Annotated in this window: 17 protein-coding genes; 6 read left to right on the forward strand and 11 right to left on the reverse strand. The window is 69.5% G+C overall.

Features of this window, described 5'->3' with window-relative positions; translation table 11 throughout:
- Genes GGR04_RS13970 through GGR04_RS13980 form a run of 3 tightly spaced genes read right to left on the reverse strand, consistent with a single transcriptional unit; the run spans position 1 to position 3,180 of the window.
- Positions 1 to 378: a Na+/H+ antiporter subunit C gene (locus GGR04_RS13970; protein ID WP_183200532.1), complete on the reverse strand. Its 378-nt coding sequence runs from the start codon at positions 376 to 378 to the stop codon at positions 1 to 3.
- 13 nt (positions 379 to 391) lie between these two features.
- Complete coding sequence (locus GGR04_RS13975) at positions 392 to 811, reverse strand: MnhB domain-containing protein (RefSeq protein ID WP_183200533.1); 420 nt, start codon at positions 809 to 811, stop codon at positions 392 to 394.
- Positions 808 to 3,180 carry a putative monovalent cation/H+ antiporter subunit A gene (locus tag GGR04_RS13980; protein ID WP_183200534.1) on the reverse strand — a complete coding sequence of 791 codons (2,373 nt, stop codon included), beginning with the start codon at positions 3,178 to 3,180 and terminating at the stop codon, positions 808 to 810. The genes GGR04_RS13975 and GGR04_RS13980 overlap by 4 nt, the downstream gene beginning before the upstream one ends.
- A gap of 314 nt (positions 3,181 to 3,494) precedes the next feature.
- Here GGR04_RS13980 and GGR04_RS13985 point away from each other — a divergent pair, with 314 nt between their 5' ends.
- Positions 3,495 to 5,609 (forward strand): S9 family peptidase, encoded by a 2,115-nt coding sequence (locus tag GGR04_RS13985; RefSeq protein ID WP_183200535.1) that lies wholly within the window; start codon positions 3,495 to 3,497, stop codon positions 5,607 to 5,609.
- A 116-nt stretch (positions 5,610 to 5,725) separates the two neighbouring features.
- Here the strand turns inward: GGR04_RS13985 and GGR04_RS13990 are convergent, their stop codons facing one another.
- From GGR04_RS13990 to GGR04_RS14005, 4 genes are all read right to left on the reverse strand, one after another.
- Positions 5,726 to 6,670 (reverse strand): cytochrome c, encoded by a 945-nt coding sequence (locus tag GGR04_RS13990; protein WP_183200536.1) that lies wholly within the window; start codon positions 6,668 to 6,670, stop codon positions 5,726 to 5,728.
- 20 nt (positions 6,671 to 6,690) lie between these two features.
- Entirely contained in the window at positions 6,691 to 7,146 is a 456-nt protein-coding gene (locus GGR04_RS13995) for a c-type cytochrome (RefSeq protein ID WP_183200537.1), read from the reverse strand.
- 169 nt (positions 7,147 to 7,315) lie between these two features.
- Positions 7,316 to 7,918 (reverse strand): superoxide dismutase, encoded by a 603-nt coding sequence (locus tag GGR04_RS14000; RefSeq protein WP_183200538.1) that lies wholly within the window; start codon positions 7,916 to 7,918, stop codon positions 7,316 to 7,318.
- Between the two features lie 95 nt (positions 7,919 to 8,013).
- Positions 8,014 to 8,916, reverse strand: coding sequence for a branched-chain amino acid aminotransferase (locus tag GGR04_RS14005; protein WP_183200539.1), 903 nt, complete (start codon positions 8,914 to 8,916; stop codon positions 8,014 to 8,016).
- A gap of 309 nt (positions 8,917 to 9,225) precedes the next feature.
- Between GGR04_RS14005 and GGR04_RS14010 the strand changes: the two genes are divergently transcribed.
- Positions 9,226 to 9,927, forward strand: a complete 702-nt coding sequence (locus GGR04_RS14010) for a L,D-transpeptidase (protein WP_376769861.1) — start codon at positions 9,226 to 9,228, stop codon at positions 9,925 to 9,927.
- A gap of 156 nt (positions 9,928 to 10,083) precedes the next feature.
- Entirely contained in the window at positions 10,084 to 11,646 is a 1,563-nt protein-coding gene (locus tag GGR04_RS14015; RefSeq protein WP_183200541.1) for an FAD-dependent oxidoreductase, read from the forward strand.
- Between the two features lie 13 nt (positions 11,647 to 11,659).
- On the opposite strand, the gene GGR04_RS14020 is transcribed toward GGR04_RS14015, so the two are convergent.
- Both GGR04_RS14020 and GGR04_RS14025 read right to left on the reverse strand, forming a co-directional pair.
- Complete coding sequence (locus tag GGR04_RS14020) at positions 11,660 to 11,887, reverse strand: TM2 domain-containing protein (RefSeq protein ID WP_183200542.1); 228 nt, start codon at positions 11,885 to 11,887, stop codon at positions 11,660 to 11,662.
- 72 nt (positions 11,888 to 11,959) lie between these two features.
- Positions 11,960 to 13,591 carry a helicase HerA-like domain-containing protein gene (locus GGR04_RS14025; RefSeq protein ID WP_183200543.1) on the reverse strand — a complete coding sequence of 544 codons (1,632 nt, stop codon included), beginning with the start codon at positions 13,589 to 13,591 and terminating at the stop codon, positions 11,960 to 11,962.
- A gap of 185 nt (positions 13,592 to 13,776) precedes the next feature.
- On the opposite strand from GGR04_RS14025, the gene GGR04_RS14030 reads away from it, so the two are divergent.
- The 3 genes from GGR04_RS14030 (at position 13,777) to GGR04_RS14040 (ending at position 16,770) form a co-directional block, all read left to right on the forward strand.
- Positions 13,777 to 14,130: a DUF2267 domain-containing protein gene (locus GGR04_RS14030; protein WP_183200544.1), complete on the forward strand. Its 354-nt coding sequence runs from the start codon at positions 13,777 to 13,779 to the stop codon at positions 14,128 to 14,130.
- A gap of 214 nt (positions 14,131 to 14,344) precedes the next feature.
- The gene (locus GGR04_RS14035) at positions 14,345 to 15,421 is read left to right on the forward strand and encodes a magnesium transporter CorA family protein (protein ID WP_183200545.1); all 1,077 of its coding nucleotides are present in this window, start codon (positions 14,345 to 14,347) and stop codon (positions 15,419 to 15,421) included.
- 557 nt (positions 15,422 to 15,978) lie between these two features.
- Positions 15,979 to 16,770: an NYN domain-containing protein gene (locus GGR04_RS14040; RefSeq protein ID WP_183200643.1), complete on the forward strand. Its 792-nt coding sequence runs from the start codon at positions 15,979 to 15,981 to the stop codon at positions 16,768 to 16,770.
- Between the two features lie 49 nt (positions 16,771 to 16,819).
- Here the strand turns inward: GGR04_RS14040 and GGR04_RS14045 are convergent, their stop codons facing one another.
- Together GGR04_RS14045 and GGR04_RS14050 are read right to left on the reverse strand one after the other, a co-directional pair.
- Positions 16,820 to 17,944 (reverse strand): helix-turn-helix transcriptional regulator, encoded by a 1,125-nt coding sequence (locus GGR04_RS14045; protein ID WP_183200546.1) that lies wholly within the window; start codon positions 17,942 to 17,944, stop codon positions 16,820 to 16,822.
- 192 nt (positions 17,945 to 18,136) lie between these two features.
- Positions 18,137 to 19,147, reverse strand: a complete 1,011-nt coding sequence (locus GGR04_RS14050) for an asparaginase (RefSeq protein WP_183200547.1) — start codon at positions 19,145 to 19,147, stop codon at positions 18,137 to 18,139.
- Positions 19,148 to 19,222 lie beyond the last annotated feature (75 nt).

Consider the following 19,222-nt stretch of genomic DNA (forward strand, 5'->3'; position numbering starts at 1 on the left):
TCAATAGCCGAGGGGCGGCAGCCCCTCGTTCTCGGGTTCGGCGACGCGCATCTCGTTGGTGTCGTCGGTCTCGAGGTCCTGGTAGGCGCGATAAGTGAGCACGAGCAGGAAGACGAAGAACGAGAAGGAGATCACGATCGCGGTGAGAATGAGCGCCTGCGGCAGGGGATTGGCGATGTCCTGCGCGGGCACCGACAGGGCGTCGGGAATGAGCGGCGGCGCGATCGGCCCGATGCGCCCGGCGACGAAGAGCGACAGGTTCACCGAATTGCCGAGCAGCACCACGCCGAGCAACATGCGGATGATGTAGCGCGACAGAAGCAGGTAGATCGTGATCGAGAACATGATCCCGACCAGAACCGAAAGGGCGACGTTCATCGGGCAGCTCGCCTCATCCGGAGTAGCGCTCTTCGAGCGACAGGGCGATGGCGGAGATCGCGCCGACGATCACGAGATAGACGCCGACGTCGAAGAGCAGCGTCGTGGACAGAGCCAGCTCGCCCCCGGCAATGTCGACGAACAGCCAGAGCCCGGTCATGAATTGGGCCTGCGAGAAGATCGGCATGAGACCCGCCAGAACGGCGAGGATCAGCCCGAAGGCGGCGAAGCCGATCGGGTGGAAGTGGAGCGAGCGGCGCACCGCCTCCACCCCGCAGGCCATGCCGTAGACGGCGATGGCCGAAGAGGCGATGAGCCCGCCGATGAAGCCGCCGCCCGGCTCGTTGTGCCCGCGCAGCAGCACGAAGAACGAGAAGAGCAGCATGAGCGCCGTAAGATAGGGCGCGGTGATGCGGAAGATGAGGGTTCTCACGGGTGCAACTCCCCGGACCGGCGGCGGCGCTTGCGCGAATGGCGTACGTCGGGCTTGGCGGCGCGAATGCGCACCAGCGCCAGGATCGCGGCCGCCGTGGTCAGCACCACCGCGATCTCGCCCATCGTATCGACGCCGCGGAAGTCGACGAGGATGACGTTCACGATGTTGCGGCCATGGGCGATTGTATAGCTATAGCGCGCGAAGAAATCCGAGACCGAAGGGTCGAAGGCGCGCTGCGTGATGGCGAGCAGGAACAGCGCGAACCCGACCCCGCCGGCCACCGCCAGGAAGGCCTCCGGCAGGATCTTGCGCCAGGGGCGCCGGTCGGCCGGCATCAGGCGAAGGCGCGTCATCACCAGGGCGAGGATCGCCACCGACAGGATCTCCACCATGAACTGCGTGAACGACAGGTCGGGTGCGCCGAGCAGCATGAAGAGCAGCGCCACGGCGAGACCCTGAATGCCCAGCGAGACGATCGCCGTGAGGCGGCTCGACGCCAGCACCACGATGAGCACGCCGAGCACCACGATGCCGATCACCGCCCATTCGTAGAAGAAGAGCCGCGGAAAGGCGGGCATCGCCGGCAGCGTGCCCGTCCAGACCATGGTGATCCAGAGCGTGGCGACGATCGTGCCGAAGACGACGCGCATGTAGACGTCGAGTCGGCCCGGCTGCAACCGGTTGGTGAGGTGGAACGAGAAGGTCACGAGGGTGCGCATCGCCTGGTCGAAGCCCTTGTCCGGCCCCCAGCCGATCGAGGCCAGCACGGAGGCGACGCCCGCCCGCATCCGGGCCGCGCGAAGATAGAGCCCGACGCCGAGCGCCACGGTGACGAGCGACAGGATCAGCGCCGGGCCGAGATGGAAGCCGAGGGCGATGTCGACGGCGAGCGCGCCCGAGGGGTCGGGCGGCGACATCGGGTTGGAGATGAACTGGTGCGTCGTCTGTGAGAAGATCGCAGCGAGAAGGCCGACGACCCCGAGGAGCAGCGGCCCGATCCAGATCATCCAGTTGGTCTCGTGCGCCCGGCGAAGGCCGGTCGGCAATGGGCCGAGAAAGGGCTTCAACGCCACCATCAGCGCCACCGCGAACATCAGTGCGTTGCCGCCCACCGCCGCGATCGTTGTGAGGACGCCCGTGACGTCCGCCGTCGCGGTGGCGGCATAGACCTCTTCCTTGGCGAGGAAGCCGAAGAGCGGCGGCAGGCCGCCCATCGCCGCGGCCCCGAGAATGGCGGCCGCGAAGGTGACGGGCATCTTGCGAGAGAGGCCGCCGAGCGCGCGGATGTCGCGCGTGCCTGCGCCATGATCGATCGAGCCGGCCACCATGAAGAGGCAGGCCTTGGCCAGCGAATGCGCGAAGAGATAGAGCACGGCCGCCTCGATCGCGATCTCCGTGCCGATGCCGATGAGCATCACGAGAAGGCCGAGCGAGGCGATCGTCGTGTAGGCGAGCATCAGCTTGATGTCGCTCTGGCGGATGGCAAGGAACGCCCCGACGAGAAGCGTGACACCCCCAAAAAGCGGCAGGATCGTCTCCCAGAGGGCGGTGCCGCCAAGCACCGGGAACATGCGCATGAGAAGGTAGATGCCGGCCTTCACCATCGTGGCGGAGTGAAGATAGGCCGAGACGGGCGTCGGCGCCTCCATCGCGTTGGGCAGCCAGACGTGGAACGGCATCTGTGCCGACTTGGTGAAGGCGCCGGCGAGCACGAGCAGCAGGGCGGGGGCGTAGATCGCGCTGGATCGCAGGATCTCGGGCGAGTCGAGCAGCTGCGTCATCGAGGTGACGCCGACGCCCTCGCGGATGAGGAGAAGCCCCGCCAGCAGCGCCAGCCCGCCGCCGCCTGTCACCACCAGCGCCTGGATAGCGCCGCGCCGCGCCGCCTCACGCTCGTGGTCGAAGCCGATGAGCAAGAAGGAGGTGATCGAGGTCAGCTCCCAGAAGATGAAGAGCGTGATCAGGTCGTCCGACAAGACGACGCCGAGCATCGATCCCATGAACAGGAAGATGAACGCCAGAAACCGCCCGCGCCGCGAGCCTTTCGGCATGTAACCGATGGAATAGACGACGACGAGAAGGCCGATCGCCAGGATCAGAAAGGCGAACCCGAAGCTCAGCCCGTCCAGCCGAAATCCGAGGCGGACGCCGAAGGCGGGAATCCAGTCGATGCCGAACAGGATGGACTGTCGCGCCTGCACCTGCGCGCTCTGCTGAAACAAGATCGCGAGCGCGGAAGCGGGAAACAAGGCTAGAACCAGCGCGCCGAACCGGCCGAACAGGATGATCGCCGTCGGCGACACCACCGCCGCGAGGAACGGAAGCGCGAGCGCCAAAAATAGAAGTCCGTTCGACAGGCTGTCCATTCGCCCTCGGGTTTCCTCTTGACCGAAGGCCTTCGTGCCCTTCCTGCGTATCTGCACCTAGACTATGGCCTCGGCATGGATTTTCAAGTTTGGCGGCCGGTTTTTCGGCCTCGTCGAGGGCCTTTGGCTCGCCGTCGCGTAGAGCGGCCGTTGCGTCGGCGCGATGCACGGCAGCGGTCGCCTTCGCGGCACGCGCCCTACTCCCGCCCTCGACTTTCGCGCCGAGTGGCGTCATCCCTCTGCGACATGCGGCCACCTCGGCTCCGAGACGTCCGCCCCGAGCCTTGTCATCCCGCCTGCCGAAACGAGATCCGATGTCCGACGCGCCCCAGCCCCTCGCCGCCCTGCCGCCCCGCGCGCTCATGCGCCCCGTCTCCGACGAGCGCCACGGCATCTCGCGCACCGACGAATACGGCTGGCTGCGTGCCGGCAACTGGCAGGCGATGTTCAAGGACACCGCCCTGCTCGATCCGGTGATCCGCAGCCATCTCGACGCCGAGAACGCCTATGCCGAGGCTGTGCTCGGAGAGCTCGACCCGCTGAAGACGGCGCTCATCGCCGAGATGCGCGCGCGCATCAAGGAGGACGACAGTTCCGTGCCGGCGCCCGACGGGCCCTTCGCCTACGGCGTCTCCTATCGGCACGGCGCCGAGTATCCACGCTTCGTGCGCCGCTCGCGAGATGGCGGCGCGGAGGAGGTGATCCTCGACGCCGAGAAGGAGGCCGATGGCATCGACTATTTCTCGCTCGGCGGCGTCGATCATTCGCCGGATCACACCAAGCTCGCATGGTCGCACGACGACAAGGGCTCGGAGTTCTACACCATCACGCTGCGCGATCTCGCCACGGGCGAGGACCGGGCCGAGCGCATCGAGGACACGAGCGGGGGCCTCGCCTGGGACGCCAACTCCACCGGCTTCTTCTACACGCGGCTGGACGAGAACCATCGCCCCGGCGAAGTCTTCTACCACGCGCTCGGCGGGGCCGCCGGCGCGGATCGCCTCGTGTACGAGGAGGGCGACACCGGCTTCTTCATGGGCGTCGGCACCACGCAGGCCGGCGACTTCGTGGTGGTGGACATTCACGACCACGAGACCTCCGAGGCCTGGCTGATCCCGGCCGGCGATCCGAGCGCCGCGCCGCGCCTCGTGGCGGCGCGCGAGACCGGCGTCGAATACGACGTCGACGGCGGCGACGGCACGCTCTTCATCCTCACCAATGCCGACGGCGCGCGCGACTTCAAGATCGTCTCCGCCCCCGCCGTCTCGCCCGACCGCGCCCATTGGGTCGATCTCGTGGCGCACGAGGACGGTCGGCTGATTCTCTCGCATCTCGTTCTCAAGCGGCATCTCGTCTGGCTGGAGCGCCGGGACGGGCTGCCGCGCATCGTCGTCAAGCGCCTCGCCGACGGGGCCGAGCATGTCGTGGCCTTCGACGAGGAGGCCTATTCGCTCGGCCTTTCCGGCACCTACGAATACGACACCGACGAGATCCGCTTCTCCTATTCCTCGCTGACGACGCCGAACCAGACCTACGACTACGACGTCGAGACCCGCGAGCGCCGGCTCCTGAAGACGCAGGAGGTGCCCTCCGGCCACGAGCCCGCCGACTACGTGACCCGCCGCATCCTCGCCCCGGCCGCGGACGGAGAGACCATTCCCGTGTCGCTCGTCTACCGCCGCGACACGCCGCTCGACGGCTCGGCGCCCTGCATGCTCTACGGCTACGGCTCCTACGGCATCACCATTCCCGCCTCGTTCAACACCAACTGCCTGTCGCTGGTGGATCGCGGCTTCGTCTGGGCCATCGCCCACGTGCGCGGCGGCAAGGACAAGGGCTTCCGCTGGTACGAGGCCGGCCGGCGCGAGCACAAGCGCAACACGTTCACCGACTTCATCGACGTCGCCGACCATCTCGTGAAGGAGGGCTTCACCAGCCACGCGCGCATCGTCGCGCAGGGCGGCTCGGCCGGCGGCATGCTGATGGGCGCGGTGGCCAACATGGCGCCGGAGAAGTTCGGCGGCATCATCGCCGTCGTGCCCTTCGTGGACGTCGTCAACACGATGCTCGACGACACCCTGCCTCTGACGCCGCCGGAATGGCCGGAATGGGGCAACCCGATCGCCTCGGCCGCCGACTATGCGACGATCGCGAGCTACAGCCCCTACGACAATGTGACCGCGCAGGCCTATCCGCCGATCCTAGCGCTCGCGGGGCTCACCGACCCGCGCGTGACCTATTGGGAGCCGGCGAAATGGGTGGCGCGTCTGCGCGAGAGGAAGACCGACGACAACCCGGTGATCCTGCGCACCAACATGGGCGCCGGCCACGGCGGCGCCTCCGGCCGCTTCGCGCGGCTCGACGAGGTGGCGACGATCTACGCCTTCGCCCTCAAGCTGATGGGCCTGACGGCGCTGCCGAAGGCCTGACGGCGGCCCGAGACCGAGGCGGCATCACGGCGGCGAAGCGTCTCCCCATCCGGGGAGACGTGCCCGGCAGGGCGATGAGGCGGCGGCCACGCACGACCGCGCGTGCCCGTCAACGCTCAGTTGGCCGCCCCCTCCTCCGCAGCATCCGCCACCGCCGGCACGGCCTTCAGATAGGCTGCGATCGCCTGCCGATCCTCGGCCGGCAGCTTCGCCATGTTCTGCTGCACCTCGACCATCGAGCCGCCGACGCTGTCGAACTCCGGCGTGAAGCCGGTTTCGAGATAGGTGGCGATGTCGTCCTGCGACCAGTCGGCGATCGCACCGCCCGGCGTGATGTTGGGAATGCGGCCGCGCCCCTCCGGCGCCGGTCCGCCACCGAGCCAGTTCGCGTGATTCAATCCGCCCAGGCCGCCGAGCCGGCGCGGCGTGTGGCATTCGCCGCAATGGCCCGGCCCTTCCACGAGATACTGCCCCCGGCGCACCAGCGCGGAGGCGTCAGCCGGCAGGTCCACGACGGGGTCTGGATCGAGGAAGGCGAGTTGCCAGAGCCCGAGGCCGCGCCGAATGTTGAAGGGAAAGGCCAGATCGTTGGCGGGCGCATCCGCCGCCACCGCCGGCAGCGTCGCCAGATAGGCATGGAGGTCGGCGACGTCGCCCGGCGTCATGCGCGCGTAGGACGTGTAGGGGAAGGCGGGATAGAGATGCGAGCCGTCCGGCGCGACACCGCGCTGCAGGGCGTTGGCGAAGTCGGCGAGTGTCCAGGCGCCGATACCGTGCTCGCGGTCGGGCGAGATGTTCGGCGCGTGGAAGGTGCCGAACTTCGTGACGAGCGGCGCGCCGCCGCCGAGTTTCAGCCGGTCCTCCCCTTCCGCGCCGGCCCGCGCATGGCAGGAAGCGCATCCCCCGGCCCAGAACAACGCCTCGCCCCGCGCCGCGACGCCGCTTCCCTCCGCCGCCAAGGCGTTGGCTGCCAGTTGGCGCGGCGTCGTCAGCGCATAGGCGCCGACGCCCATGGCCAGCACGGCGAGCGCGATGGAGAGGGCGAAGCGGCGGGCGGGCATGGCGCTTCCGGCCTGTTCCCTCAATCCACCCGGAACTGCTTGTGGCAACCGCCGCAATTGGCGGCGACCGTGGTGAAGGCTGCCTTGAAGGCGGCGACGTCGGCGGGCTTGGCGTCGATGGCAGCCTGCGTGTCCGCAATCATCTTATCGTTGGCGGCCTTCCACTCGGCCGGCTTTTCCCAGATCGCCGGCGAGGCCTCGGTCTTGCCGCCGGTCTTGGAATCTTCCGGGAAGAGCGTCACGAATTTCTTCGTGTCGGCGTTCAGCGTCTGAAGGATCTGCAGCGCGGCCGCGGCATCGTAGGGCGTTTCGCCCTTGATCAGCGCGTTGGCGGCCTTGGCGCTCCTGCCGTTCTGCTTCATCACGGCCTGGCGCTCGGCGATGACATCGAGGTTCTGGGCCGCGGCGACACCGAGGGCGGCGAGCGGCCCTGCCAGGGCGAGAGCGATGACGAGGGTTCGGGCGATCGGGCGCATGCGCTGTGTCCTCCGGGTGCGTTCCCGAATGGAACGATTCCAGATCGCAGATTGATCCGGCCCGCCGACGCTGTCCATCGGCAATCGCCGCCGCAGTGCAACCGCCACGAAAAGGCCCCGCCGCGAGACACGCGACGGGGCCGGCACGAAACCGAAGACGAGGTGCGGCTCAGGCGCCGGCGGCCTCGTAGCGCTCGAGCACGTAGTCCCAGTTCACGAGGCTGTCGACGAAGGCCTCGAGATACTTCGGCCGAGCGTTGCGGTAGTCGATGTAGTAGGAATGCTCCCACACGTCGACGCCGAGGATCGGCGTCGCACCGTGCACGAGCGGGTTCTCGCCGTTCGGCGTCTTCATGATCTGAAGCTTGCCGTCCTTCACCGCGACCCAGGCCCAGCCCGAGCCGAACTGGCCCTTTCCGGCTTCCACGAAGTCGGTGCGGAACTTGTCGTAGCCGCCGAGATCGCTGTCGAAGGCGGTCTGCAGCTTGCCCGGCAGCGACTTGCCGCCGCCGTTCGGCTTCATCCACTTCCAGAAATGGATGTGGTTGTAGTGCTGGCCGGCATTGTTGAAGAGCGGCTGGTTCTTGCCGAAGGACTGCTTCACCACGTCTTCGAGCGAGGCGTCGGCGAGGCCCGCCTCGGTGGCGAGCTTGTTACCCATGTCGACATAGGCCTGGTGGTGCTTGTCGTGATGGTATTCCAGCGTCTCCTTCGACATGAAGGGCTGAAGTGCATCATAGGCGTAGGGAAGCTCGGGGAGCGTGAAGGCCATGCTGGTCTCCTTCCTGTTGCAGCCCGTCCCGGTCCGCGACTCGGGGGCCGGGCTGATGAATCCGCGCCCTTAGCTAGGGCCGTTTCTCGCGCTTGTCAGCCGCGCACCTCGGTCAAAGCCGCAGGGGCCGCGCTTTTTCCGGTCTCGCGGGCGAAGCGCCAGTAGAGTTCGCGCGCCCGCTCGCACACCGGGCCGACCGGCAGCACGCGCTCCTCGAACCGCGTGACCGGCACGACCTTGGAATGGTTGCCGGTGGAGAAGATCTCGTCGGCCTGCGCAAAGTCGGCCGGGGTCAGCGAGCGCTCCACCACCTCCATCCCGTCGGCACGCAGCAGCGCGATCACCCGCTGGCGGGTGATGCCGTCGAGGAAGGAGCCGTTCGGCACCGGGGTCGTCGCCACGCCGTCCCTGGCGATGAAGACGTTGGACGTGCCGGTCTCCGCCACGTTGCCGATGGCGTCGCGCACCAGCGCGTTGTCGAAGCCGCGCGACACCGCCTCGCGGATGGCGCGGGCGTTGTTGGGATAGAGGCAGCCGGCCTTGGCGAGCGTCGGCATGGATTCCGGGGTCGGCCGGCGGAAGGGCGAGAGCGTCAGCGAGAAGCCGGCGGAGGCGATCATCGGCGATTCGTAGAGGCAGAGGCAGAAGCGCGTCGTCTCGGGGTCGGCGGGCACGCCCATGTAGCCGCCGTCCTCGGCCCAGTACATCGGGCGGATGTAGACCGCCGTCTCGCCGTCGAAGCGCCCGAGGCCCTCGTGCGTCAGGCGGACGATCTCCTCGGGCGAGACGGTCGGGTTCAGGCCGAGCGCCAGCGCCGATCGGTTGACGCGGGCGGCATGGCGGTCGAGGTCGGGCGCCAGCCCTTCGAACCAGCGCGCCCCGTCGAACACCGAGGACCCCAGCCAGAAGACGTGCGAGCGCGGGCCGACGAGCGCCGGATTGCCCTCCAGCCAGGATCCGTCGACGAAGGTGAAGGTGCGAGACAGCGGCGTGCTCATGACGGAGGAGCTCCTTTCGGCGGCCGGCCGCGGCGGCGCGGCGGCTGGGGGCCGAAGCGGTATAGGACGACGCTGCCAGCCTGTCACATCCGCGTTCGCTTCGCGGTTCGAAGACCCGGCGACGCCCTTCGATCCATGCGCGATGCAACCGAAGGGTGCCCGCCGGAAAGGGAACGGAAAGGCTTCCAGAGCATTGTCGAGCGAACACCCCTTACACGGGCGCGGCGGAACGACTTCCACTCATAAAGGAAGCGCCGCCACGCCCCAGTCCATGGCTGGATGATGACAGAGTTTTCGACGACCGGCGGCTTGACCCGCCGGACCCTTCTCATGGGCCTCGGCCTCGGCGCCGCCGCGACCCTGGCGGGCTGCGCCAGCGGGCCTCGTGCCGCCATCGGCGGGCTGACGCCCTATGCCGGCGGCGGCACGCCCCTACCCCCCGGCATCGGCCCGGAATACGCGGCCGCCTACGGTCCGATCGAGGACAACGGCTACCTCATTCCCGGCATCGACTTCCGCCGCGTCCAGCCGCAGTTCCTGCGCCGGCAGGTGAGCTATGTCGGGCCGGAAGCGCCGGGCACGATCATCATCGACACGCCGACGCGCTACGCCTACCTGATCGAGCCCGGCGGCACGGCGATGCGCTACGGTGTCGGCATCGGCCGTGACGGCTTCTCCTGGGATGGTCGCGCGCGGGTCCAGTTCAAGCGCGAATGGCCGCGCTGGACGCCGCCGAACGAGATGATCGACCGCCAGCCCGAGCTCGAGCCGCTGCGCGGCGTCGGCATGGACCCCGGCCTCAAGAACCCGCTCGGCGCGCGCGCGCTCTACCTCTTCCAGAACGGCGAGGACACCCTCTACCGCCTGCACGGCACGCCGGAATACTGGACGATCGGCAAGGCGGTCTCGTCGGGCTGCGTGCGCTTCATGAACCACGACATCATCGACCTCTACAATCGCGCCGAATCTGGCGCCACGGTCATCGTCAGCCAGGGCGGCGGCGTCGCCTAACGCACGGCGGTCAAGCGCAAGAATCTGAATGGGCGGGACCTCTTGGGGCTCCCGCCTTTTTCTTGTGAGGCCTGACGCCAGCGAACCGACCGCCCTCTCTGGAACCGCTCCAAACTGACCCCGTTGATGGCCCGAAGCGGCCAACCGGGATCTCCCATGAAACACGACGTGTATGCCTTCGACGATCTGCCTCCTCACGGCCTGACGGAGGTCGCGGTCGGCGATCTCAAGATCCTGCTCGCACGCGACGGCGACCGCGTGCTGGCGACGGGCGCAACCTGCACCCACAAGGGCGCGCCGCTGAAGAACGGCCAGCGCGTCGGCAACCGCGTCATCTGTCCCTGGCATCACGCGATCTTCGACCTTGAGGACGGCGGGCATCTGCAGCCGCCGGGCAAGGGCTGCCTGTCGCGCTTCGCGGCGAGCGTCGAGGGCGGGCGGGTCTTCGTGGAACTCGCCGACGGTGCGAAGGCGCATCGGCCGGACCCCGACCCGGCCATCCGCGAGCGCGGCGATGATCGGATCTTCGCCATCGTCGGCGCCGGTGCGGCGGGGCTCGCCTGCCCCGAAGAGCTGGTGCGCGGCGGCTTCGCGGGCCGCATCCTCCTCTTCGCGCCCGAGGGCGAGCCGCCCTACGACCGCACCGACCTGTCGAAGACCTATCTCACCGGCAAGAAGCGCGACGAGGATCTGCCGCTGCTGCCGCGCGAGCGGCTGGAAGCGCTCGGCATCGAGCTCGACACGCGCCGGGTCGAGCGCCTGGACGCCGCCGCCCGCAGGCTGCACTTCGCGGATGGCAGCGAGCTTCGCTACGACCAGTGCTTCGCTGCGCCGGGCAGCGATGCCGTGCCGCTGGGGCTCGACAATGCCGATCTGCCGAACGTCCTGTCCTTGCGCGACCACGCAGACGCGAGCCGCCTGAAGGCCGCGCTCCCCGAGGCGACCCACGTGGCGGTGATCGGCTCCGGCTTCATCGGCATGGAGGCGGCAGCGAGCCTCGTCGCACAGGGCAAGCAGGTCACCGTCCTCTCCCGCGATCCCCTCCCCTTCGCTCGGCAGTTCGGCGAGGCGGCGGCGGGGCAGCTTCTGGCGACGCACCGCGCCAAGGGCGTCGACGTTCGAACCGGCGCCAAAGCCGCCGCGCTCGAAGCCGACGGCGGACGTGTCGTGGCCGTGCGACTGGAGGACGGGACGCGCGTCGAGACCGATCTCGTGATCGCCGCGATCGGCGCCGCGCCGCGGGTCGATTGGCTGGGCGAGGTGCCGAGGGCGGCCAAGGGCGTCGTCGCCGACGAGACGCTGCGAGTCGCGGAAGGCCTCCATGCCGGCGGCGACATCGCCGAGTTCCCGCTCTTCGGGCGCGGCGAGCGGGTCCGCATCGAACATTGGCGCCTCGCCGAGCAGCAAGGGCGCCATGGCGCACAGGCCATGCTCGGCAGCGCCGAGCCCTTCCGCGGCGTGCCCTTCTTCTGGACGGCGCAGCACGGTCGCCTCGCCTATCTCGGGCATGCCGACGGCTTCGACGAGGTTCACGTCGAGGGCGATCTCGCGGCCAATTCCTTCACCGCCTTCTATGCCAAGGACGGCCGCATCGTCGCCGCGCTCGGCCTCGGCAAGGGCGACCGGACGCCGGCGCTGCATGCTCTCATGCTGAGCGAGCCCGCGCCCTCGCGCGATGCGCTCGCGAGCGCCGGCTGGGATCCCGCCGCGCTGCTCTGAGCCGCCCGCCGGATCAGTGCAGCCGCGCCGCCTCCACCCGATCGAGGCGGCGCTCGAGATTCTCCTGGCGCGTCATCGAGGGCAGCCAGAAGAGATCGATGAGCTGGCCGATGCCGAGAAGCCCGAAGGTGAAGAGCCAGAGCAGCCCCGTCCAGGGCCGGCCGAGATAGAAGCGGTGCAGGCCGCAGATGCCGATGAGGCAGCAGAGCCAGAGGACGAAGGCGGCAAGGCCCGATTTCATGAGCGGCGTTTCCCAGGAGTTGCGTTGCCCCTCAGATAGGATCGCCGCCCCGGCCCTGCGAGCCCGCGCCGTTCAGCGTCCCCGCTTGAACGAGCCGAGGATGCCGCGAACGATCGCGGTGGTGACGGTCGAGGCGACGGTGCGCCCGACCTGCTTCATCACGGTCTCGGCGACGGTCTGGCGCTGGTAGCCGGACGCTGCAGGCCGGCGCTCGGGCACCCGGCGCGGCGCCGGCGCCTCGCCGTCATCAGCCGTTTCCCGCTCGCTTACGCCGCCCCACGGGCCAGCCCGGCCGGGCTCGCGGCGGGCCGAAGCGGCGTCCGCCCGGCGCTGCGCCTCGGAGCGGCGCGCCGCCGCCTGCGCCTCGTCGGCCTCGCGGGCGGCCGTCTCGCGGGCAAGCTCGGCCTCCGCGCGCCCGTTCAGAAGCTCGTAGGCCGATTCGCGATCGACGGCCGTGTCGTACTTACCCGCGAGCGGGCTCGCCCGCATCACCTCGGCGCGCTCCGCGGGCGTCAGCGGGCCGATGCGCGCGGCGGGCGGGCGGATCAGCGTGCGCTCCACCATCGTCGGTACGCCACCCTTGCCGAGCACCGAGACGAGCGCCTCGCCGACGCCGAGTTGCGTGATCGCCTCGGCACTGTCGAAGGCGGGATTGGCGCGGAAGGTCTCGGCGGCAACGCGCACCGCCTTCTGCTCGCGCGGCGTATAGGCCCGCAACGCGTGCTGGATCCGGTTGCCGAGCTGCGCCAGCACCTTTTCCGGCAGGTCGAGCGGGTTCTGCGTCACGAAATAGACGCCGACGCCCTTCGAGCGGATGAGCCGCACCACCTGCTCGACGCGATCGACCAGCGCCTTCGGCGCGTCGTTGAAGAGGAGATGCGCCTCGTCGAACACGAAGACGAGCCGGGGCTTGTCGAGATCGCCCACCTCCGGCAACTCCTCGAAGAGCTCGGACAGCAGCCAGAGCAGGAAGGTCGCGTAGAGCCGGGGACTGCGCATCAGCCTGTCGGCCGCGAGCACACTGACGAGACCGCGCCCTTCGCGGTCCACCCGCATGATGTCGGCGATCTCCAGCGCCGGCTCGCCGAAGAAATGCCCGGCCCCTTGCGCCTCCAGCACGAGAAGCTGGCGCTGGATGGCGCCGACCGAGGCCTTGGCGACGTTGCCGTAGAGGCGCGAGATCTCCGCGGCGTTGTCGAGCACGTGGACGAGGATCGCTTGCAGGTCCTTGAGGTCGAGGAGCAGGAGCCCCTCCTCGTCGGCGATGCGGAAGGCGATGTTGAGGACGCCCTCCTGCGCTTCCGTCAGATCGAGAAGGCGCGCCAGCAGCAGCGGTCCCATCTCCGAGATGGTGGTGCGCACGGGATGGCCCTCTTCGCCGAAGAGGTCGAGGAAGACGGTCGGGTAGAAGTCGTTGTAGTAGGGCTCGAGGCCGACCGCCGCCGCGCGCTCCGCGAGGAAGGGCTTGGCCTCGCCGCGCACCGCGATGCCCGAGAGATCGCCCTTGATGTCGGCGCAGAAGACGGGAACGCCGGCCTCCGAGAAGCCCTCCGCCAGCACTTGCAGCGTCACGGTCTTGCCGGTGCCGGTGGCGCCCGTCACCAGCCCGTGCCGGTTGGCGAAGGCGAGATCGAGATATTCGCCCTTCGCAGCCTCCCCGGCAGAGGCGGCGGCGCCGAGGAAGATCTGTCCCTGTTCGAGCATGGCGGCGTCTTCCCCGGCGGACGGTTGATCTCTTCCGCATCGATATAGCGCATGTCGCAGGGCCGGCGCAGGGCCGACACCGCCTCGGCGGACGGGAAAACGCACCCGCCGGCGATTGCACCGGCGCGGCGCTCTTGCCATGGTCGGCGGCATCGAAGCCCATCTTTTCGGAAAATGCTGACATCATGAACGAGCTCTTCACCCGCATCGCCTCGTCCACCGGGACCGACGAGAACACCGCCCGGCAGTCGGTCGGCTATATCCTGGCCTTCCTGCGCGAAGAAAGCTCCGACCCCGCCGTCGAGACGATGATCGCGGAGACCCCCGGCACGGCCGAAGCATTGGGCAGCATCGGCGAAGTGGACTTCGGCGGCGGCGGCCTGATGGCGCTCGGCGCCAAGCTCATGGGCCTCGGGCTCGACATGGGCCAGATCCGCAAGGTCGCCGAAGAGCTCATCGCCTATTCCAAGTCCACCGCCGGCGAAGACACCGTCGAGCAGGCGATCTCCTCGGTTCCCGCGCTCGCACAGTTCGTTTGACGCGGGTCGCGCAGGGGTCGCCAACGCCTGCGGCTCCTGCGCACCGCACGTCTTGCATCGCCGCCGGCCAACCGGCTGCGAAATCGCGCTTGCTTTCCGAGCCCGTGCGGGCTTCACCCTGCCTCGTGACGAACGGTGACCGCCCCCCTGGCGGGTCGCGTGCCGTTCGTCGCTTCGCGCCCGAGGCCCCGACGCCGCCCGAGGAAGACGCTTCATGATCGACGCCTACACGGCCTTCGGTTCGCACGTCCGCCGACATCCCGGCGTGCATGCGGACGAGATCCCCCCGGAAGCCGTGTGGCTCGATCTGCGCAATCCCACGCGCGACGAGGAGATGGCGATCGAGACCCTGTGCGGCATCGAGGTGCCGACGCGCGAGGAAATGCGCGAGATCGAGGTTTCCAGTCGGCTCTACTCGGAGGACGGCGGCGACTTCATGACGGCCTCGCTCGTCTACGGACTGGACGAGGGGCGGCCCGATTTCGGCCCGGTGACCTTCATCCTGGTGCAGAACCGCCTGATCACGCTGCGCTACACCGACCCGAAATCCTTCCACATCTTCTCGACCAAGCTCTGCCGCGACGGCAGCGGCAGCGGTAACGGCGAAGGCGCGCGCAGCAAGCAGGCCCTGCCGAGCCCGCTGCACTACGGACCGCCGCCGGCGCCGCCCAAGCCCTCGCGGCGGGGCTCGCAGAGCGCCGATTCCATCATGATCGGCCTTCTGGAAACGGTCATCGACCGCGTCGCCGACATGCTGGAGGCGATCGCCGCCGATCTCGACCGGATCGGCACCGACATCTTCCGCTCCTCGGACGACAAGACCCCGACGCCGACGGCCGACTTCCAGCAACTTCTCAAGCGCATCGGCGCCGCCGGCGACCTCTCCTCGCGAACGCGCGAGAGCCTGGCGACCCTCGACCGGCTGCTGCCCTATCTCCAGTTCGTGCTCGACCGGCGCAAGCCGCAGAAGGAACTGAAGCTTCGGGTGAAGGCCATGGCCCGCGACGTCTCCTCGCTCAACGACTTCGTCTCGTTCCTCTCGAACAAGACGACCTTCCTGCTCGACACCACGGTCGGCATGATCTCGATCGAGCAGAACGCCATCATCAAGATCTTCTCGGTCGCCGCCGTCGGCTTCATGCCGCCGACGCTGGTCGCCTCCATCTACGGAATGAACTTCACCCACATGCCCGAACTCACCTGGCCCCTCGGCTACCCCATGGCGCTCGGCGTCATGGTGCTCTCGGCGCTCCTTCCCCTCCTCTTCTTCCGGCACAAGAAATGGCTGTGAACCGCAACTGGGGCGATGGCGAAGCCCCCGCCTTCCTGAAGATCACGTCCGAGGACGCCCCGGCGCCCGACGCCCCGGCGCCCGCGCACGAGACGCCGGCCCGCGCGCCGCGCTCGCGCACGAGGGCGGCGCCCGCGTCCGGCAAGCCGCCGGCCGAGCGGGCTCCGGCCTCCTCGCCTGCGGCCAAGGTGCCGGCGGCCTCGCCGGCTCCGGCCCCCACCGCTGCGCCGACCCCGGCCCCCGCCGCGAAGGCCGCTGCGCCGGCCGACCGTCCGAGCGAGCCAGCGCAAGCCGCGGCCAGCCCGACCGCTGCGCCGGCCGACAGCGCATCCAAGCCCCCCCGCCGCGAGGCGCAGCGCGTAGCGGCGGTTCCCGCGCCGACGGCCCGCCCGGTGCAGGCCGCTCCGCCGCGCGTCGCGGAACCCCGACCCGTCGTCACGGAAACCGCGGACGAACCCGTCGCCTCGTCGCGGCCCTCGATCGAGACCCTGCCCCGCCTCGCGCGTTTCTCCGAGCCGGCCTCCCGCCCCTCCTATGAGCGCAGATACGAGCCCTTCATGAGCGACGCCCGATCCCCCCGCCTCGCCGTCCTCATCGACGCCGACAACGCCTCCGCCCGCATCGCCGACGGCCTGTTCCAGGAGATCGCGGCGATCGGCGAGGCGAGCGTGCGCCGCATCTACGGCGACTTCTCCTCCACCCGCTCGAAGGGCTGGGCCGACGTGCTGTCCAAGCACGCGATCATCCCGCAGCAGCAGTTCGCCTACGTCACCGGCAAGAACGCCTCCGACATCGCGCTCGTCATCGACGCGATGGACCTCATGCACTCGGGGCGCTTCGACGGGTTCTGCATCGTCTCCTCCGACAGCGACTTCACGCGTCTGGCCGCGCGCATCCGCGAGAACGGGCTCGACGTCTACGGCTTCGGCGAGCAGAAGACGCCCGAGAGCTTCCGTCAGGCCTGCCGACGCTTCATCTACACCGAGAACCTCATTCCGGGCGCGGCTGCCGCCGGCAAGCCCGCCGCCGACAAGTCGGTGGCCGCCGTGCCGATGCTGCAGCAGGTGATGGACCAGATCGAGACCGAGGACGGCTGGGTGCCGCTCGGCACCTTCGGCAAGCAGCTTCTCAACCGCTTCTCGGACTTCGATCCCCGCACCTACGGCCAGAAGAAGCTGAGCGACTTCGTGCGCGCGGTCGGCATCTTTGACATCGAGAAGACGGGCTCGGGCATGATCCGCATCCGGCTGAAACCCGCCGAGGCGAGCGAGCCGGCGCAGGCCCCCGCGCCCAAGCCCGCCTCGCGCCGCGCGAGTTCGCGTCGGCGCGGCAGCGCCGAGCAGAGCTGAACGAGAACCGCGCGAACCCGACTCGGCGGGGAGAACGAAGGTGCCGGCTCTACCGGCTCGTAAGCCGTAGCGCCAGATCCTTCTGCCGCCGCGTGCCGGTCTTCTGGAAGACCATCTTCAGCTGCGAGCGCGCCGTCTCGTAGGCGATGCCGAGCTGGTCGGCGACCTCGCGCAGCGATCCGCCGGTCTGAAGGGCTTCGGCCAGCCGCATCTCGGCCGGGGTCAACCCGAAGAGGCGGCGCACCCGCTCGCCGAAGGCCGGCGCCGGCTCGTCCTGCTCCTCGACGCGCAGCACGGCGCAGGTGCCGCCATCGGCCGCGAAGCTCCGGCGGCCCGGCAGGGTGGTGAAGAGCGTGAGGATCAGCGGGCGCCCGCCCCCGCCCCGCGAAACCGTGAGCGACGCGGGCGCGCCGGCCGACCGCAGCGGCTGCGCCAGGGCCTGTGCGATCATCGCGTCGAGCTGCATTTGCTCGGCCGGCATGGCGAGCCTCAGGCGACCGGCTCGAAACGACGGGTCGGGCGTGCCGCCGAGAAGGCGCCGGGCGGTGGCGTCGGCCTCGCGCACCCGCCCGTCGCGGCCGAGCGAGACGAAGCCGGCACCGCGGGCGTCGCCCGTTCCGTCGAGGGCACCGAGGCGCAGTTCCGACTCCAGCAGGCGGCTGCGCAGCGTCAACGCCCGGTTGGCATGATGCATGATGGCCGAGAGCGCCACCGTCTCGTCGGGCACGAAGGCGCCGGCCTGCGCGGAGCGCCAGAGCACCGCGATGCTCGTCGCGCCATTCTCCTCGCGTTGCAGGAACTGCGCGGCCGCATGGTCGAAACGCTGCGGCCGGCACCAGTCCTCGTAGAACTCGCCGCGGCGCCAGTCCGGATTCACCGCATCCGTGAACACCGCCCCGACCGGAAGGGATGCGTCCGGGCGCAGGAACGGGTTCAGGCGGTAGAAGTGCTCCCAATAGCGGTCCACCATCAAGGGATCGTAGCCTTCGAGCACCGCCAGATCGGAATCCGCCATTCGCCCGTCGGTCTGGTGCGTGTTCTGCGTGCAGAAGCCGCCGGCCTCCAGCCGAAACCGCTCCACCAGCCGGGCGACGACGTCCGACCAGAGGTCCGGCTGGTCGATCGTCTCGTAGACGAGGTCGAGGATGAGCATGTCCTGGCGGTGCGTCGGCAACGAGGTTCTCCCGGGCCTTCGCCGTTTCAGGGGCCTGGCAGCATGCGGCGATCCCGCACGGCAGGCAAGAGGCATGGGCTTTGCGCCGGGATCGACGGGAACGGCACACGCGAACTCCCGCGACCGAAACGGTCAATGCTGGACGACGACGACGACGTGTTGCGCCTGCCCTCGCGGGCCGTCCGTTCGCTCCTAGCTCTCCAATCCGCGAACCTCGATGCCACCGGTCTCGGTGCCTTGCCAGTTGCGAAAGGTGGGCCGCGACAGCATCTCGTAGCGCTCGCCAAGAGCCGGGTCCGCGTTGCGCCAGAGCGTCGCGAGAGTCGCCGCCACCAGCGCCTCGGCGGCGCGCGTGGCGCCGTCGTCGATTTTCAACGCGAAGCCGAGGCCGAGCTCGGGCACCGCGCCGCAGAAGACGCCCTCGGCGCCCGTCTTGGCGAAGACGCGGCCGGGCGCGGCCTCCATCAGCGTGACGCAGGCCCGCCGCGTGCCTGCCATCGCCCAGGGCTCGGCCATGCAGGCCGCCATCAGGCGCCGCCCCGCTTGCGCGCGGCCGCCATCGATGCCCTGCCCCGACACGAGACGGGCGAAGCCGCCCGCCAGCCCCTGCAGCGGCGCCGCATAGGTCGGAATGGAACAGCCGTCGACGCCGACCGGCGTGGCGTCGCCGACCGCGGTTCGCGCCAGCTCGGCGATGACGTCGCGCCCGCGCCGCTGCACGGGATGATCGGCCAGCACGTATCCCGCCGTCGCCTCGCCCTGGTGCACGGCGGTGCAGAGGAAGCCCGAATGCTTGCCCGAGCAGTTGTTGTGGAGCTGGCTCGGGGCGCCGCCGGTGCGGGCGAGCTCCAGCGCCACCACCTGATCGAACGGCCAGTGACATCCGCATTCGAGATCGGCCTCGCCGAGCCCGGCGCGCGCCAGGAGATCGGCCGCGAGCGCCACGTGCCCGGGCTCGCCGGAATGCGAGGCGCAGGCGAACGACAGCGCGCGATCGTCGAAGCCGAACCGGTCGGCGGCGCCGGTCTCGACGAGCGGGATCGCCTGGAACACCTTCACGGCGGAGCGCGGAAACACAGGGCGCTCGACGTCGCCGTGCACCAGGACGCCGCGGCCCTCGCCATCGACGACGGCCAGACTCGCCCGGTGCCGGCTTTCCACCGCGCCGCCGCGCGTCGCCTCGATCACGAGATCTTGGGTCATCGGTCTCAATTCTCCCGTCTTTCTCGCCCATCGGAACGGGATCGGCGCCCGCCGGCGCCGACCCTCACCCCCTGC

Origin of the sequence: Aureimonas pseudogalii, from assembly GCF_014196835.1 — a bacterium.
Taxonomy (GTDB): domain Bacteria; phylum Pseudomonadota; class Alphaproteobacteria; order Rhizobiales; family Rhizobiaceae; genus Aureimonas; species Aureimonas pseudogalii.